Source organism: Flavobacterium sp. P3_A6 (assembly GCF_056403035.1).
Window position 1 is genome coordinate 208,483 of sequence record NZ_JBFUGG010000004.1, and the last position, 16,469, is coordinate 224,951.

Annotated in this window: 18 protein-coding genes; 7 read left to right on the forward strand and 11 right to left on the reverse strand. The window is 32.7% G+C overall.

Features of this window, described 5'->3' with window-relative positions:
* Positions 1-280: 280 nt before the first annotated feature.
* From AC1DVP_RS06245 to AC1DVP_RS06255, 3 genes are all read left to right on the forward strand, one after another.
* A complete protein-coding gene (locus tag AC1DVP_RS06245; RefSeq protein ID WP_477182639.1) occupies positions 281-1,948 on the forward strand; it encodes a tetratricopeptide repeat protein in 1,668 nt (555 codons plus the stop codon).
* 330 nt (positions 1,949-2,278) lie between these two features.
* Positions 2,279-3,418 carry a hypothetical protein gene (locus tag AC1DVP_RS06250; protein ID WP_477182640.1) on the forward strand — a complete coding sequence of 380 codons (1,140 nt, stop codon included), beginning with the start codon at positions 2,279-2,281 and terminating at the stop codon, positions 3,416-3,418.
* A complete protein-coding gene (locus AC1DVP_RS06255) occupies positions 3,378-5,720 on the forward strand; it encodes a hypothetical protein (protein WP_477182641.1) in 2,343 nt (780 codons plus the stop codon). The genes AC1DVP_RS06250 and AC1DVP_RS06255 overlap by 41 nt, the downstream gene beginning before the upstream one ends.
* 67 nt (positions 5,721-5,787) lie before the next feature.
* Here AC1DVP_RS06255 and tpiA read toward each other — a convergent pair whose 3' ends face one another.
* The 4 genes from tpiA to AC1DVP_RS06275 all read right to left on the reverse strand — a co-directional run bounded on the left by tpiA (position 5,788) and on the right by AC1DVP_RS06275 (position 8,988).
* Positions 5,788-6,540, reverse strand: coding sequence for a triose-phosphate isomerase (tpiA, locus tag AC1DVP_RS06260; protein WP_477182642.1), 753 nt, complete (start codon positions 6,538-6,540; stop codon positions 5,788-5,790).
* Positions 6,541-6,588: 48 nt separating this feature from the next.
* Positions 6,589-7,083 carry a TlpA family protein disulfide reductase gene (locus tag AC1DVP_RS06265; RefSeq protein ID WP_477182643.1) on the reverse strand — a complete coding sequence of 165 codons (495 nt, stop codon included), beginning with the start codon at positions 7,081-7,083 and terminating at the stop codon, positions 6,589-6,591.
* A gap of 213 nt (positions 7,084-7,296) precedes the next feature.
* Positions 7,297-8,397, reverse strand: coding sequence for a BT_3928 family protein (locus tag AC1DVP_RS06270; protein WP_477182644.1), 1,101 nt, complete (start codon positions 8,395-8,397; stop codon positions 7,297-7,299).
* Positions 8,398-8,448: 51 nt separating this feature from the next.
* Positions 8,449-8,988 (reverse strand): DUF1599 domain-containing protein, encoded by a 540-nt coding sequence (locus AC1DVP_RS06275; RefSeq protein WP_477182645.1) that lies wholly within the window; start codon positions 8,986-8,988, stop codon positions 8,449-8,451.
* Positions 8,989-9,075: 87 nt separating this feature from the next.
* Between AC1DVP_RS06275 and folP the strand changes: the two genes are divergently transcribed.
* Together folP and AC1DVP_RS06285 are read left to right on the forward strand one after the other, a co-directional pair.
* Positions 9,076-9,897: a dihydropteroate synthase gene (gene folP / locus AC1DVP_RS06280; RefSeq protein ID WP_477182646.1), complete on the forward strand. Its 822-nt coding sequence runs from the start codon at positions 9,076-9,078 to the stop codon at positions 9,895-9,897.
* Between the two features lies 1 nt (position 9,898).
* On the forward strand, positions 9,899-10,522 hold the full coding sequence (locus AC1DVP_RS06285) for a hypothetical protein (RefSeq protein ID WP_477182647.1): 624 nt from the start codon (positions 9,899-9,901) through the stop codon (positions 10,520-10,522).
* A 58-nt stretch (positions 10,523-10,580) separates the two neighbouring features.
* Here the strand turns inward: AC1DVP_RS06285 and AC1DVP_RS06290 are convergent, their stop codons facing one another.
* On the reverse strand, positions 10,581-11,048 hold the full coding sequence (locus AC1DVP_RS06290; RefSeq protein ID WP_477182648.1) for a CHRD domain-containing protein: 468 nt from the start codon (positions 11,046-11,048) through the stop codon (positions 10,581-10,583).
* 456 nt (positions 11,049-11,504) lie between these two features.
* Positions 11,505-11,978, reverse strand: a complete 474-nt coding sequence (gene rlmH / locus AC1DVP_RS06295; RefSeq protein WP_100430188.1) for a 23S rRNA (pseudouridine(1915)-N(3))-methyltransferase RlmH — start codon at positions 11,976-11,978, stop codon at positions 11,505-11,507.
* A gap of 507 nt (positions 11,979-12,485) precedes the next feature.
* Between rlmH and AC1DVP_RS06300 the strand changes: the two genes are divergently transcribed.
* Entirely contained in the window at positions 12,486-13,268 is a 783-nt protein-coding gene (locus tag AC1DVP_RS06300) for a sulfite exporter TauE/SafE family protein (protein WP_477182649.1), read from the forward strand.
* A 191-nt stretch (positions 13,269-13,459) separates the two neighbouring features.
* Here the strand turns inward: AC1DVP_RS06300 and AC1DVP_RS06305 are convergent, their stop codons facing one another.
* Genes AC1DVP_RS06305 through AC1DVP_RS06315 form a run of 3 tightly spaced genes read right to left on the reverse strand, consistent with a single transcriptional unit; the run spans position 13,460 to position 14,798 of the window.
* Positions 13,460-13,918 (reverse strand): GNAT family N-acetyltransferase, encoded by a 459-nt coding sequence (locus tag AC1DVP_RS06305; protein WP_477182650.1) that lies wholly within the window; start codon positions 13,916-13,918, stop codon positions 13,460-13,462.
* 5 nt (positions 13,919-13,923) lie between these two features.
* Positions 13,924-14,382: a MarR family winged helix-turn-helix transcriptional regulator gene (locus AC1DVP_RS06310; protein WP_477182651.1), complete on the reverse strand. Its 459-nt coding sequence runs from the start codon at positions 14,380-14,382 to the stop codon at positions 13,924-13,926.
* A complete protein-coding gene (locus AC1DVP_RS06315) occupies positions 14,379-14,798 on the reverse strand; it encodes an SRPBCC family protein (RefSeq protein ID WP_477182652.1) in 420 nt (139 codons plus the stop codon). The genes AC1DVP_RS06310 and AC1DVP_RS06315 overlap by 4 nt, the downstream gene beginning before the upstream one ends.
* Before the next feature lie 411 nt (positions 14,799-15,209).
* Here AC1DVP_RS06315 and AC1DVP_RS06320 point away from each other — a divergent pair, with 411 nt between their 5' ends.
* Positions 15,210-15,506, forward strand: coding sequence for a transposase (locus tag AC1DVP_RS06320; RefSeq protein WP_477182653.1), 297 nt, complete (start codon positions 15,210-15,212; stop codon positions 15,504-15,506).
* A 24-nt stretch (positions 15,507-15,530) separates the two neighbouring features.
* Here the strand turns inward: AC1DVP_RS06320 and AC1DVP_RS06325 are convergent, their stop codons facing one another.
* On the reverse strand, positions 15,531-15,719 hold the full coding sequence (locus tag AC1DVP_RS06325) for a hypothetical protein (protein ID WP_477182654.1): 189 nt from the start codon (positions 15,717-15,719) through the stop codon (positions 15,531-15,533).
* Positions 15,720-15,873: 154 nt separating this feature from the next.
* Entirely contained in the window at positions 15,874-16,452 is a 579-nt protein-coding gene (locus tag AC1DVP_RS06330; RefSeq protein ID WP_477182655.1) for a hypothetical protein, read from the reverse strand.
* Positions 16,453-16,469 lie beyond the last annotated feature (17 nt).

A 16,469-nucleotide genomic window follows, 5' to 3' on the forward strand; every position in this document is an offset into this window, starting at 1 on the left:
TCAGCATATAGTTCACAATAATATTTTGTAAATGAATTAATTGTCTTTTTATTGATCTGAAGATATTGGACTAAAACTTCTTTTAGGTCTGAATTATACTTTTTTTGGATGATATAAAATATGATTTTTATCATGTTTTTAAAAATATAACTATCTGAATAACAGATAATTAATAGCTAAAATATAATGTTTTTGTTTTATATTTTTTTATATTTGTACTACTGTTTTAAGTAGTAGTTTGAAGCAGTACTATTTTAATAATCAAATTAATAAATCTATTATGAAAAAAGTTTTTATTTATACCGTGGCAGCACTGTTTTTTGTTGTATTGGGACATGCACAGGATATAAAGCAAGTAAAGGATGCTATCGATGCAGAACAATATGAAAAAGCAAAAAATATTTTAGAAACGATTACAGCATTAAAACCTACTGATGGCTATGCAAAATTTCTTTTAGGAAATGTTTGCTTGTTAATAGGCGATCAGGAAAAAGCCAAAAAACATTTTGATGCAGGGATTACCTATTCTTCCAAAGGAAATTTCAATTACATAGGATTGGGAAATATCGCATTAGATAAGGGAGATGCTGTCGAAGCTGAAAAATATTTTGCTCTTGCAACTAAAAATAGCAGTAAAAGGGATTTAGATGAAAAAGTGTTTATAGGTAAAGCTTATACTTTTTCTGAGCACCCGGATTATCAAAAAGCAATTGAGATTTTAAGCAAGTCGAGAGAGATTGATCCCGCTAATACTGACGTTTTATTGGCCTTGGCAGATGCTCATAAATTGAACAAAAAACAAAATGAGTCATACGAGTGTTATCGTGAAGCTTTTCGATTGAACAATACTTTGTTGAGAGCAAAAATGGGATTGGGAACATTGATCAAAAACGCTCACAATTTCCCAGCAGCATTAACTTCCTTTGACGAAGTAATTGCATTAAATCCAAATTATGGACCAGTTTATCGTGAGCTGGCTGAGACACAATACCTTTGGGCTTTAAATGATGCCAGAAGGTATGATGAGCATATCTCAAAAGGATTGGTTTTCTATGAAAAATACATGTCTTTGACGGATTATTCTTTAGATTCCCGTATGCGTCATGCTGATTTCCTTATTTTGGCGACTGATTATAAATCCCTTGAAAAAGAAGCTAATGAAATGAGCAAACTGGATAATGTTAATCCAAGAATATATCGTTATTTAGGGTATTCAGCTTATTATAATAATAATTTTGACACCGCAATAAGTTCGTTACTATCGTTTGTTTCAAATACTTCAAACCGTGTTATCGGCAGAGATTATTTTTATATTGGCGCCGCAAAATTGAGTAAAGGATTGAGTGCGGTTCCTGTTGACAATACATTGATTAGCGATGCAATTTCAGATTTTAAAAAATCATTTGAAATGAGTCCTGCTGTTGCTGCCGAACTTCCGGAGCAGGCTAAAAAATTATATGAGAAAAAATTATACGCTGATGCTGCTTCCGTTTATGAAATAGGGATTGCCAATACAGAGACAAAATCCTATTTAATGGATAATTTCTTTTTTGCTTCATCAGTTTATTGGTCTTATTATAATGCCGAAAATTTAAATCCGCAACAGATTGAGCTATTAAAAAAAGCTGATGCTTCTTTGGATGTAATTATTCAGGCCTCACCATCAACTCAAGATGCTTACCTTTTTAAAGCGAGAATACAGGTCTTGCTTAAAAATGATATCCTTGTGGCAAAAAATTATGAAGATTTTATAGAGGCCGCTAAAAAGAAAAGTGCTGATGAATTGAGCACCAAAGGGATGAAATCTAAATTAATAGAAGCCTATAATAATTTGGGGGTTATTTATGCAGCCAATGATAAAGTAAAAGCAAAAGATACTTTTAATAAAACATTAGGGATTGATCCGGCTAATCAATATGCAGTGGATCAGCTAAAGTCATTGCAGTAAAGGTTGATTTATTTGATTATTGAAAAACCAACGGCATTCAGCCGTTGGTTTTTTTATTGATCATAGGTTGGAGTTTATGTACTGCAGTCAATGTCAAACGCTTTTAGATTAAAAAAACAGATTCTTTGTTTGCTGCTATTGACAAAAAACAGCGAGTTTTTTTGTGAATAAAATGAGTTCTAATGTAATCTGGTTGCTTCCTAACAGTTTATCCACATAATAATTCAGATAATTTGATGCGTAAAATGGCACTTTAACTTTAAGGTTTTTAGGTTTAAAATATAAAAGAATTAGTATTAAATTTGGTGAAAAATAATAATTGTATAGGTAATGAAAAAAGCAATTTTAATTTTCTTTTTATCTGTGGTTTTGGTTAGCAGCAGAGGGATAAAACCTGACGTAATACGCTCATTCTGTTATTGGAAAACCAATCATGAAGCTAGCCAAACCGATGATTCGCTTGCAAAATCGATGCAGCTGAACCACATGTACGTCCGTTTTTTTGATGTAGACTGGAACCCTTATGCAAGTGAACCATTGCCTGTAGCTACTATACGTTCTGTGAATTGGGATATGGAGAAAATGGAGATTACACCGAGTATCTTCATTACTAATGAAGTATTGCTTTTGGCTAGTAAAAGGCAATTGGACTCGCTGGCAAACAGAATTAGGAAAAGAGTTGGCAGCGTACTCGAGGAATACCAACAGGAACAGGCTCGGGTAAAGGCATACCAAATTGTTCAAAAAACATATAATTCCAGCGCTCAAGATCATAGAATTTGGCTCAATACTGATTCTGTTGCCAAAATAGAGAAGCAAAAAATAAAGCTGAACTGCAAGGAGATTTTGATTGATTGCGATTGGACAGAAAAGTCAAAGAAGAATTATTTTTATTTTTTGCAAAAGCTCAAAGTGAATTTCCCGCGATATGCTCTTTCGGCTACAATAAGGCTTTGGCAATACAAGTATAGGGATAAAGCAGGTATACCGCCAGTGGATAATGGGTTGCTGATGTGCTATAATTTAACAAGCCCTACGGATTATAAATCTAAGAATTCAATCGGAACCAGTAAAGAAGTTGAAGAGTATGTTGTTCAGGACGGATATAAATTACCGTTGAATTTTGCTTTACCGCTGTATAGTTGGTCAGTAGTTTTTAGAGGAAAACAGTTTAAGGGAATTTTGTCGGATTATGATGCTTTTGTGAAAGATACGGTTCGTTTTAAGAAAGTTAATGCAGATCATTACGTATTTCAAGATGATGTTTTGATTGGAGATACTTATTTTAGAAATGGTGATGAGATTAGGACGGAGAAAATTTCGGATGCCGAAATTAAAAAGATAATTGGAATACTGAAATCTAAAATTGTGGTAACGGATCAAACTAGAGTTACCTTTTTTTCATTTGATAAAAAATACATAAACGATTATGGAATTGAAACAATATCCAGTTATTATTCTCTTTTTTAGCCTTTTATTTTTTTTGTTTGGATTTAGCGGCGCTTTAGCCTGCGGCTGGTCGGAAAGTCCAGAGATTACCCGATTGGCTTTGTTTCGTGCGGAGCGAAAGGATTTTTTGAAGCTTCGATTTTTGACTTATTCAGCAGATAATTATGCGTCTCCAAATGTTTTTTCAAATCAGGACGAACTGCAAAATTGTCTTGAATGGCAAAAGCAATTGAGTATGGACATCAATCCAAATGACGTATATACCATTTTGTATGAAACGGATTCGGAGGTGTTTCAATCGGCTTATCAATCAAAAACATTGGGAAAAGTTTTTGCCAAAAACAGCTTTGTCGAGAAACTTTTGCTTCGCAAAAATAAAAAGTTTCTAGAGTATTTGATTTTTGCAAAAAAACTTGAGTACAACAATATAGGCGGAGGCAAGTGGGAAACTTGGAATAACTTAAATTATGGTTATGATAATGCAACTAAATTATTTGCAGATATAGGTGATTACAGCAAAATATTTAGTTCTGCCAATGATGGATTCCTGAAACGGCGTTATGCTTTTTTGCTGATGCGAATGAATTATTATGATGGAAATCCGCAGGAAGCAGTTCGATTGTATGATAATTATTTTGCTTCCAAACCCGATACGATTTTGACTCCTTGGGCTTTGTATTTTAGAGCGCTATGTACTGATGATCAGGTATTGCAAAATTACTATTTGAGTCAGGTTTTTGTTTCTTGCGATGAAAAAGCCAATGCCGTAATGCAGCATTATGACCGATCATTGACCACGCAAACTTTGGCTTTAGCCCAAAATGAAAATGAAAAAGGAAATATTATGGCATTAGAATGCATGCGTAATCCTTCGCCACAATTGGAAACATTAAAACAGATTTATGCATATTGCCCAAATTCAATTTATTTTAGTTTCTTGGTAGGCAGGGAGGTCAACAAACTCGAAGATTGGATTTTTACGCCAAAATATACCCAAAGCAGTCCTTCGGTAGTTTTTGATAATGAGGAATGGTATCAAGACTATGAGAAAGCCAAAGCTGAAAATTTGACTAAGGATATGCTGTATTTAAAAGATCTGAAGAAGTTTTTGATTGAAATTTTGAATTCGGCCAAAGGTGAACAAAAGGATTATCTGTGTTCGACTATTGCACAGCTGTGTTTTATTGATGATCAAATAGACTTGGGTAAAAAATATGTGGATTTGATTTCGGAAAATGCAAATGAGTCAATTGTTTTGCAGTCCAAAATTCAGTTAGCATTAGTGGCTTTAAAGCAAAAGAATATTGAGAGCGAAGCTACAAAAGAGCTGTTTTTTGAGTGTTTTAATTCGCTTGAAAAAGCGGTGGGAGAGGATCATAGCCTTTTTAAAAGCATATACAGTTTTTGCAGAATCGTAGCTCAAAAATATGCCGAAAAAGGAGATCAAGCCACAGCGGGATTACTGTTCATGAAATCGAACATAAGGAAGGATAATGATTATTTTTGGGATAACCCTTATTTTTATGCTTACTTAGGGTATTTTGACCGTTTTGCCAAGGTGAAAGATATTAATGATTTAATGGCTCTTATTGCCAAAAAAGATAAAACGGCTTTTGAAAAATACATTTGCGCCGGTACAACAAATACTGATCTCAATGTTTATAAGGATTTGAAAGGGACGATTGCTTTTAGGAATAATGACTTGCAATTAGCCTATCAAACCTTTGCTGAAATGCCGAAGGACTTTTGGAAAAAAAATTATGAGTTTAAGAATTTTTTAAATGAGGATCCCTTTTTTCCAAAAATACTGATAAGTACCAAGGAAAGAAAATTTGATTATGTTTTTAATAAAGCTGAATTTCTAAAAATACTTTTGGAACTTAAAGGGAAAAATACTGCCACAAGCAATTTAAAACTGGCTCACGCTTTTTTTAATGTTTCGTGTTGGGGGAATTCATGGATGATGGTTTCCTACGGCTGGAGCGGTTATTCGGGCGATAACTACTCTGATTATATTTATGGGGGGAATCGATCAGAGCGGGAAAAAAAGTTTCAAAGAGGAAATTATTACAATTGCAGTTTGGCCAAAATGTATTATCAAAAAGCGTTGTTTCTTTCCAAAAATAAAGAAGAAAAAGCATTAGCAAGTTTAATGATTTTTGAATGTGATTATGTTAGTTTTTCAGCCAAGGCTAATATATTGGGAGAAGAGAATCTGAGGTTTAAGCCAGGAGAGGAAATTTACAGTTTTAATTCGATGTATAAAAATACCCGAACTTTTAAGAAATACAATTGTCCATTGCTGCAGGATTTTATTCAATAGGAATTATTTGGTAAAAAAAAGCAGTGCAAAATAGTTTGCACTGCTTTTTGGTATTTAGGATTGCTTTTTAGATAGACGTTACAATTGTAATGAAATCTTTTGCATTAAGAGCAGCTCCGCCAATAAGACCACCGTCTACGTCTGGTTTAGAGAAGATTTCTTTTGCATTATCTGGTTTTACGCTTCCTCCGTAAAGGATAGTTACATCTTCGGCGATATCGCTTCCAAAGGCTTTGCGAACAGTTTCTCTGATGAATTCATGCATGTCTTGCGCTTGTTCTGGCGAAGCAGTTTCTCCAGTTCCAATCGCCCAAACCGGCTCATAAGCTAAAACGATTTTTTCCCAGTCTTTGGCTTCAATATGAAATAAGCCGTCTTTTAATTGGTTTTCAACGATATTGAAATGGTTTCCTGACTGACGGTCTTTTAATTCTTCACCAAAACAGAAAATTACTGTCAAATCGTGTTTCAAAGCTGTATTTACTTTGCTTGCGATAAGAGCATCAGTTTCGTTAAAAATCGCTCTGCGCTCAGAGTGACCTAAAATCACGGTGTTAACACCTATGCTTTTAATCATATCTGCAGATATTTCGCCTGTAAAAGCGCCACTTTCTGCTTGGTGTAAATTTTGTGCAGCAACTGCTATATTGGAGTGTGTTAAATTATCTACTGCTGAAGCTAAGTTTACAAACGTAGGCGCAACAATTACTTGTGCGGCAGTTTCAGCTGGAATTTGCGTTAATAATTCGTTTAATAATTCTTTTGTTTGTGCAGCATTTTTATGCATTTTCCAGTTTCCTGCAACAATCTTCTTTCTCATTTTTCTAGTATTTATGGTTTTGTGTAATATAATTTGTTCTGCAATTTCTTATTGCAGTTTTTTTAGAGTTTCATTAATTTGTGCAAAGTCGGTTTCTATTGCTCGGTAAATACCTATTTTTCCGGTTTTATCGATGATGATGTATCTCGGAATCCAGTCTAAGTCTATTGCGGTCCCAAAAGCTCCCTTCATGCCATCATTTGCCATAAAATGCAATCCTTTTAATTCGTGTTTTTCGATGCCTTGTTTCCATTTATCAGCGGTTTTATCCATAGAAAGAAATACATAGGAAACGTTCGGATTGCTAGCTTGAAGTTCTTTTAATTTTGGCATTGCCTTTACACAATCACCGCACCAAGAAGCCCAAACTTCTATTACAGTAGTTTTTCCTTTTTGTGTTTTTAGAATGTCTTGAAATTTAATCTGATTGCCATCTGAAGTTAATAAGGTTTCAGAAAGTGCTTTTTTTGAGAATTCAGTTTTTTGAGCTTGCGTACAGGAAAATGTTACAAAAGCAATAATTAAAAGAGCAATTTTTTTCATTTAAATTAAGTTTTCACAAAGTTAACCAAAGAATTGTAAATTAAGTAAGCAGATTTTATAATTTTATGATAAAAAACTTTAAAAACGGTTACAATATCGTTATAGTTAATATTTTTTTCTGTACTTGATTTTAATTATAAAGGTAAGTCAAAAAAAGCCTTGCAGAAATATCATTTTTTCCGCAAGGCTAATTTTTATGTTGAAAAAATGAAATTAGAATACTAAATCTTCGGTGTCGTTATAATGCACTTTTTGTTTTACGGTTCCTTTTTCAAGAATGACAAAACTTGGATTTGCTCTTTCGATTGTTTTTAAAGGAATAGCATCACAGAAATAAAAATCAAAAGTGATTCCATATTGTTTTTTGATTTTTGCGATTTCTTCTGGTGTCGAAGCTGTCATACCAATTACTTTGTATCCTTTTGCAAGAGCTTTTTTGTTGATAAGCTCTACTTTAGAAAGTCCGTCAGTATTGGCAAGCGCCAAATCATAGGAAACAATCATTAATAATTTAGGTTCTTGAAGAAGTTCTTCCTTATAATCAGATCCGTCTTTTTCCATTACAAAATCGTGAATAGGAGGAACATAGCCTTCGGTAATTACTTTGTCTTTTCTGTCTACAAAAGTGGCGCCTGCAGGGATATTTGCCAAATCTTTTTCTGTAAATTCTTTGTCAACGCCATTTACTTTGTAGATGAAAATCATTTCGACTACCGATTTTGGAGCACCTTCTGGAATTTCCATTCCTTTCTGGATATTATTTCCCACTTTGTATGCGCGAAAATCTTTTAAAGGCAGGTGATTGATGACCCAGTATCCCATAAATCCGCATAAAATAACGGATAAAACAGCAAGACTATTTTGGATTTTATTATTGAATAAAGGTTTTACCAATTTCATGTTTACAAACAGAATCAATATGAAGAACAATAAAACAATATCTTTTGTAAAGGATTGCCAAGGTGTAAGATGCAATGCATCGCCAAAACAGCCACAATCTTTTACCACATCAAAATATGCGGAATAAAAGGTTAAGAAAGTGAATTTTATGATTAAAAGCAATAATAGCCAGATCGTTAATTTAGATTTGAAACCAATGAGCAGCATTACGCCCAAAACAACTTCTAAGATTACTATAAATAGTGCTATTGCCAAAGTAAATGGTACAAAAAACGGCATATTGAAAACTGGTTCACTAAAGTATTCGGCCAGTTTATAAGAGAAACCAACAGGGTCATTTAGTTTTATCAATCCTGAGATTATGAACAAGACTCCAACAAAAATTCGGGAGAATTGGGTGAGAATGTTTTTCATTTTTAGGGTTTGTTTTATAGTTTGAGAAGCTTTAATTTAGGATATTATGAATTATTTTTTGTTCATCAAAATCAAAGCAAAAATGGAATAATTTATCATATCCTGATAATTGGCATCAATTCCCTCAGATACGATTGTTTTTCCTTTATTGTCTTCAATTTGTTTTACTCGAAGCAGTTTTTGCAGGATCAGATCAGTAAGTGAACTTACACGCATTTCACGCCAAGCTTCCCCATAATCGTGGTTTTTGTTTTCCATCAATTCTTTGGTCAAAGCTACTTTGGCATCATACAATTGGGTTGCTCTTTCTGTTTCCAAATCAGGCTGATCTACTACGCCCAATTCCAATTGAATCAAAGCCATAATCGAATAATTGATAATGCCAATGAATTCACCAGTTTCATCTTCGTCTACTTTTCGGATTTCATTTTCCTGTAAACTTCTTATTCTTTGTGCTTTTATGAAAATCTGATCGGTTAGCGAAGGAAGTCTCAAAATACGCCAAGCACTGCCGTAATCTTTCATTTTGTTGATAAAAAGTGTGCGGCAAATGGCAATTACCTTGTCATATTCTTGTGAAGTATTCTTCATTATTGGTGTATATTTGTATAAAATTGCTCCAAAAATAAGAATAATTTTTTTGAATGCAGAACTTTAAGTTTCTAAAACCATATTGGGATGACTATAAATTGTAAAGGACAGCTTATTGATTTGTCCACACCAAAAGTAATGGGGATTTTGAATGTGACACCTAATTCTTTTTTTGACGGTGGCATGTATAAAAGTGAAAAAGAACTTTTGAACCGAACAGAAAAAATGCTCAATGAAGGAGCCACTTTTATTGATGTAGGAGCATATTCAAGCAAACCTAATGCCGAGTTCGTTTCGGAGGAAGAGGAAATTTCGAGAATAATTCCTGTTGTGAATCTGCTTCAAAAATATTTTTCTGAGATTATTTTATCAATTGATACTTTTCGTGCTGGAGCTGCAAAGATTTGTATTGAAAATGGCGCAGCAATAATCAATGATATTTCGGCTGGGCTATTAGATGATAAAATGCTGGAAACTATTGCGAAATTTCAGGTTCCTTATATTATGATGCACATGAAAGGAACACCGCAAACGATGCAGAATTTTACTCATTATGAAGATATATTCAAGGAAATGCTGTTCTATTTTTCGGAACGAACAGCAGTGGCAAGATCTTTTGGAATAAATGATCTGATTGTGGATCCAGGCTTTGGTTTTGCTAAAACATTGGATCAAAATTATGCTGTAATGCAAAAAATGGAATTGTTTCAAATGCTTGAATTGCCTTTGCTGGTCGGAATTTCCAGAAAATCAATGATTTATAAAACATTAGAAATAAACGCCGAATCGGCATTAAACGGAACAACTTTTCTGAATGCTATTGCTTTGAGCAAAGGAGCAAAAATACTTCGTGTTCATGATGTAAAAGAAGCGGTTGAGTGTGTTACTTTATTTGATAAACTAAATTAAAATGAAGAAGTGTTTTTTTTGGATTGCTGTGCTGCTGTTTTTTTCCTGCGGTAATAAAGAAGATATCTTATTGCCAAAAGCTGATAAAACTATTGTAAAAGATGTTGTGAATTTGTCTCCTATTTACTTTTTTTTCAGAGTAAACGGAAAAGATACTTTGGCCGAAGTAAATAGAAAAAACAGCATTAGCACAACTAATTGGATATTGAATATTGATAAGCGTTTGCCTTTGCGGCTGGTCATTCCTGAAGTGATGAAACTGCAGGAGAAAAGGCGGGGAGATAGTGTTCATAAAAATGAAGCTGCCGAAAATTATTTTTCGTATGCAGATTCGATTGGCAAAAATCTAGCTTTTATACCTTTTACGAAAGTGTATTATAAAATGGAGAAGCCAGTAGGGACAGTGATTTTTTTCAATAAAAAAAATGAAATTTTATTGGAGGATCAACATATCGCAAAAGAAAAATTGCGAGAGTTAATAAACGCAGCTCTTCCAGACGATATGGCGAAAAAGTTTTTGTTTAGGTTTGATAAAAACTTAGATTTTGGGAGTTATATCCAAGATAAAATTTTTATTGAAACTTTAGGAAAAAAAATAAATACTAATGAGGAGTTCATTTATTGATTTTTTTCAAAATAAAGTCTTCCAAATCGGAAGGCTTTATTTTGAAAAAAATTGAAAGTCAATAACCTCCGCCACCGCCACCGCCAGAGGAACCGGTTTTGATAAGTGTTCCACTTATTTCTCCTCCAGGAAAAGCTGTAGTATGTAAGTTTACATAATAATGATTAGCCATAAGTTCTGTAATTTGAGCATCATTTATGGAAAAAGACAAGATTATTGGAGAGGTTGGAACACTTGTATCAGGAAAAGGAAATACTACCGCACCATCAGCACCATGTATATGACCGTGTATAGGCGTTATTCCTGTAAAGGTTACGGTAATTTCAAATGTTTTGGCAGTCTGGTTAAGCTTTAATGCTGCGTCACCATAAGCCATTGAACCGGTGCCGGCTACAGGTGTCAAACTAGCCGTAAAATTCACAATAGTAGGAGTTGGAGTTGGAGTGGTATTGTCATCACTATTGGAACATGAGGTTCCAATAAAAAACAAGAATAAAACTGCTGTAAAACCAAATAGAGATTTCATAATTATATATTTTTTAGGGTTAAAAAAAGGTTAAAAAAACATAATTATTAAATTTTGGCATTATTTAATAAGAATATAACAAATTTAATATTTTTATTTTTAATGGGGTAATTTTTTGCGCATAAAATATTGATTATTAATGCTGTATGAGTATTTTGAAGCGATTTGAAATAGTGCCGCTTACTTTGGGATTTTAAATTTGAAGCCTGAAATTTTAAACTAATATTTGAAAAGATATATTAATAAAACCTGTTGGGCGCAATTCATAAGATTTTTATTTAACACATAGAAACATAGATTTTACTTTAAAAAAGAATGCAAAAAAAGAAATAAATTTCTTTCACATAGTAAGCTATGTGTGTTTTAAAAAAGTGAAACGCCTATTTTTGAGTTTACAAAATCTATGTTTCTATGTGTTGAAAATAATTACACTCAATGGGTTAATAAAATAGAATTTTACTGATGATGATAAGGCTCATTTCTCAAAATAGTGAACCCTCTATACAATTGTTCAATAAAAAATAAGCGTACCATCTGATGTGAAAAAGTCATTAGTGAAAGCGATATTTTACCATTAGCTTTAGCATAAACCGTTTCCGAAAATCCATAAGGACCACCAATTACAAAAACTAATGTTTTAACACCCGAGTTCATTTTCTTTTGCAATTCGGATGAAAAAGCAACGCTTGAAAAAGTTTTTCCGTTTTCGTCCAATAATATGAGCTGATCCGTGGGAGTTATTTTAGACAAAATAAGTTCCCCTTCTTTTTCTTTTTGCTGACTTTCAGATAAGTTTTTTACGTTTTTAATATCTGGAATAATTTCTAAATCAAATTTGATATAAAAAGACAATCGCTTCGTATAATCATCAATTAAGGTTTGCAGTGATTTATTGTCGGTTTTTCCGATTGCGATAAGCTTTATATTCATTTGGATTATTTTCAAAGCGCAAAGTTACAAAAAAGCGATTTGTATTCTAAATATCTAGATTGCTTCACATAAATTGAATTGATTACTCCTTGTTTTTTTCTTTATCAAAAAGAAGGTATATCTTGGTTTTAAAACATTATTTCGCTCTTTTTTGAATTTTAATTATAAGATTCCACTTTCTTTGTATAAGAAAATACATCTATATATATATTTATAAACTTATTTTAATTTTTTTTATCAATCCCATATAATCTATTAAGTCCATAGAGTAATTATTAAATCGATAAAAATATTTACCTGAATGAGTGAATTTCTATAGTTTTAGTCGAATTTAAAATGATTTTGTTAATGGATTGCTATTATGAGTGGCTGGCAGTTAATTTAAAGAAGCCTTTTTTTTGATTAAAGTAGTGAATTTGAAAGATTGAAGATGATATCGTGAAGCGGCATAATGCTTGTGATAAAGTAGTTTTTTCTATTTTTGCAAAAAAAATCATTGTCACTTATATGGATTTACAAGCAGGTTTAATTGTTGCAGGATTATTAGTTGGTTTTATTGTGGGTATGACAGGAGTTGGGGGAGGATCTTTAATGACTCCTATTTTATTGTGGTTTGGCATTCCGCCATCTACTGCAGTTGGAACTGATTTATTATATGCAGCGATTACTAAATCTGGGGGTATTTTGGTGCATAATAAAAAAAAGAATATCAATTGGACAATAACAGGCTGGCTTTCGCTTGGAAGTGTGCCTGCAGCTTTGTTAACTTTATGGATTCTTCATACTTTAAATGCAGATACAACAGCTTTAAATAATATTATAAAATATAGTTTGGGTTGGGCATTAGTTTTTACTTCAGTTGCAATTCTGTTCAAAAAGAAGCTATTGGTTTTATCTCAAAAACATGCTGGCGATAAATTTCATAGTGAAAGTAAAACACAAAATTTATTGACGGTTGCAATTGGTGTAATGCTGGGAGCAACAGTAACGCTTACTTCAATTGGTGCAGGAGCTCTGGGAACGGTTACTTTATTTTTCTTATACCCGCTTTTGCCAACACCTCGTTTGGTTGGTACGGAAATTGCTCACGCAGTGCCATTAACGCTTGTTGCGGGATTGGGACACGCATCGATGGGAAATATAGATTTGACAATATTGGGGCAATTATTGTTAGGGTCACTTCCGGGGATTTATATTGGCAGTATGCTGAGCGGTAAGCTTCCCGATTTATTGCTTAGAAATGCTATCGCTATAATGCTCTTTTTTGTAGGATTCAAATTAATCAGTTAGTACATTTTTAATTTTAATTTTTATAAGCAGAAACATTATTCATTTTTAGAAAGATGGTTCCTGCTCTCCGTTATATCTTTCCTTGCCTAAAGAAGGCAAACAAAGGCAATTGTGATAGCAATTGAGCGATCAGGGCTAAAGGGAAAGATAGTGCATTTTTGCAATTATTTACAATCATAATCGAAATTGTTTTAGCTGACTGCCAAATATTTTTTCAAGCAAACACTGGTTTCAATATTTTCATATTGATCATAATTCGGAATTATTTCATAATCCAATTTGCGGTATAAAGCAATGGCATTGGGATTGTTTTTTCCAGTTTCAAGAATGCAGCTGGTATAATTGAGTTTATTTGCCCAAAGTTCTAATTCGTTCAAGACAGTACTGGCAATTCCTTTTCCTCTAAAATCTGGATGGACAAACATTCTTTTTATTTCAACGGTATCGGAATCAAATTCCTTGAAAGCACCGCAACCAATAGCTAAGGTATCTTGATAGATAACGACAACGTGTTTGATTTTATCGAGCGTATTATGCTGACCATAAAAATTATGATCTTCACCATCTCTTATCGCCAAATCCTGATCAAGTAAAACGACCAGTTTTTGAAAGTCTCCATTTTTGGCAGTTGTTTTTTTTATGTTTAGCATGATTTTTATTTTTTCTGCTCCAGTAAAGTTAATAACTGTTCATTGAATAGTAATGTCTTGTTGCCAAGAACCGCAAAAAAAGTTTTATCAAAAGCTTCAATAGTTTTAACGGCTTCTTTGATGATTTTTGTGCCATTTTCTGTTAGTTTAACGGTTTTGGCTCTAGTGTCGGTCAAATGTTCTTGTCGTTCTAAAAGTCCTTTGGTCTGTAAAGTCCTCAAAACTGTTGAAGTTGTCATTGGGTCAATTTTTGTATGTGAAGACAATAAAATCTGAGTAACTTCCTGTTTATGCAATGTCAGCCAATGGATACTTGCCATTAAGACAAACTGAGAGTGCGTCAATGCATATGGTTCCAATGTCTTTTTGATTTCCCTTTGCCAAAGGTTGGTTACTTGCCACAATAAAAAACCCGAACTGTCTTCGGCTTTTTCTACGCTAAAAGTATTGTCATTTGAGTTCATAGGTTTTTTGCTGATTTAATTTGCTGCTGCATATCTTTTGGTAAATTATCGACTATATTTTGAGCAACAATTTTACGCCATAAAAAGCCTAAAATTCCTGTTACTGTTATAGTATTTGTAATTTTTAGCCCTTCTGATGTTTCTTCAAAAGTATGTTCGTCATACATTTTGGCCAGTGGAAATCTGGTAACGTCCAAGAACATTTTATTTTCAACAGTTTCCAATAATTCCACTTTTACATTTGGTCCGCCTTTTGGTCTTAAAGTAAAAAAGTTTCCTTTTTCAAATTTGCCTTCTAATTTAGCAAATTCTATTCCATCGTCCCAAGTATGCCAATTGTTTACATCAGTAAAAAGTTTCCATATTTGTTCTTTTGTTATCTCTTTTGTCGTGATTGAATGCGATTTTGTCCACATATTTTTTTGAATTTAAAATTAGATATACATATTATAAGTGCAAATATAATATGTGTACTTATAATATGCAAATTTATTTTATTCAAATTAATTGATGTGCTGATTGCTCGTTGATATAAAATGCATTATTAGATTTTATCAATGCCGCTTTAATCTAAGAGCCTGTTTAAAAGAGTAAAATAAAAACCATTCTGGGTTAAAGAAACCGATTGAAAAGAGTCTTTTTGTAGTGACTAAACAATAAAAAGATGTATCCAACTGATTTAACAGAAACCCAGTGGTAATTTATAGAAAAAACTTTAGATTTAGGTAATAGAAAGAGCAAACATAGTTTACGACTAATTTGGGATGCTATCAATTATCTAGTAAAAAGTGGATGCCAATGGCGAATGTTACCTTGTAATGTTATTAATGAGAACGTTGAAATATTTTTTATGCATTATCCAAGTTATTCTAGCCGATGGCGGTTACAGAGGAGAGATTATTGAGCAGGTCAAAATCAAATTTGGATACATTATTCAAGTCGTGATGCGCTCTGATGATAAGAAATCAGTCTTTAAACCCACTCATAAAAGATGGGTCGTGGAAAGAACATTTGCTTGGTTCGATAATGATAGAAGATTATGCCGAAACTATGAATTACTAATGCAATCATCCGAAAACATGGTCAAATTATCCGCTATAAAACTATTATTAAATAAAATTTAAACAGGCTCTAAATTTTTTAATAAATCATTGTGCAAGTTTATGAAGTAAATCACTATCTTCAGATAGTATTTTTTTAAAGTTTGAAGTAAAAGTTGAACTGGAAGATTTATCTAATTGTATTTCTTTAATTAAATTCAAAATGTCACCAAGAAGATTTTCTGGAACTTGATCCAAAGCCTTGTTGATTTCTTTTTTAATCTCTAATGCTGTCATACCTGAAAGATAACAATTTTATTTTATTCGAGAACTGTAGTTTTTTAAAATGACTTACAGCGTTCTGTTAATAAAGCGGATTTACCAAATCATCCCAAATACAAAACTAAGTTTTCATTAGGTTTATTATCCAAATCCCTAGGAGGTTGCCATTTTATGTTACATTCAATAGTTCATTATTCATTTTTTGTAATCGTGTCATTCTATCATTGATAATTTCTATAAATAATTTTGGATAAGGAGCATTAAAATGTATCGGATTTAATTTGTCGATTGATTTCGTTCTTCTTATTATCTCATATACTGCAACGTGTTTGATATATGCATTGATACTTTCCTGAAGCTCATTGTCCATTTCTATTAAATGAATATTGCTTTCAATTATTGATAGAATTTCTATATGATTTTTTATAATGTACTCTTTTTCAATCATATCATTCGTTTCTGGTGGTAAAGAGGCTGTTTCTCCCGCCAACTGTGGTGAAAGTTTCCATAATGCATTATCTCTTTGAAGTCTGAAATAAATTGGATAATAAAAAAGTGCAAGTTGTTTTTCAACAGTTGAAACAATTTTGTCCCTATTAGCTTCTATGATTTTATTCTTAAGTAAGTTTTTTTGCTTATCAATCTCCAAATATTTACTAATCCAATAACCTACAAGTGCAACACCTACTACCAATAGTCCTTTCTCGACAATTATTTTTATTAATTCTTGTGTAAAAGTGTTAGTCATATTTATAAATTTTTAGT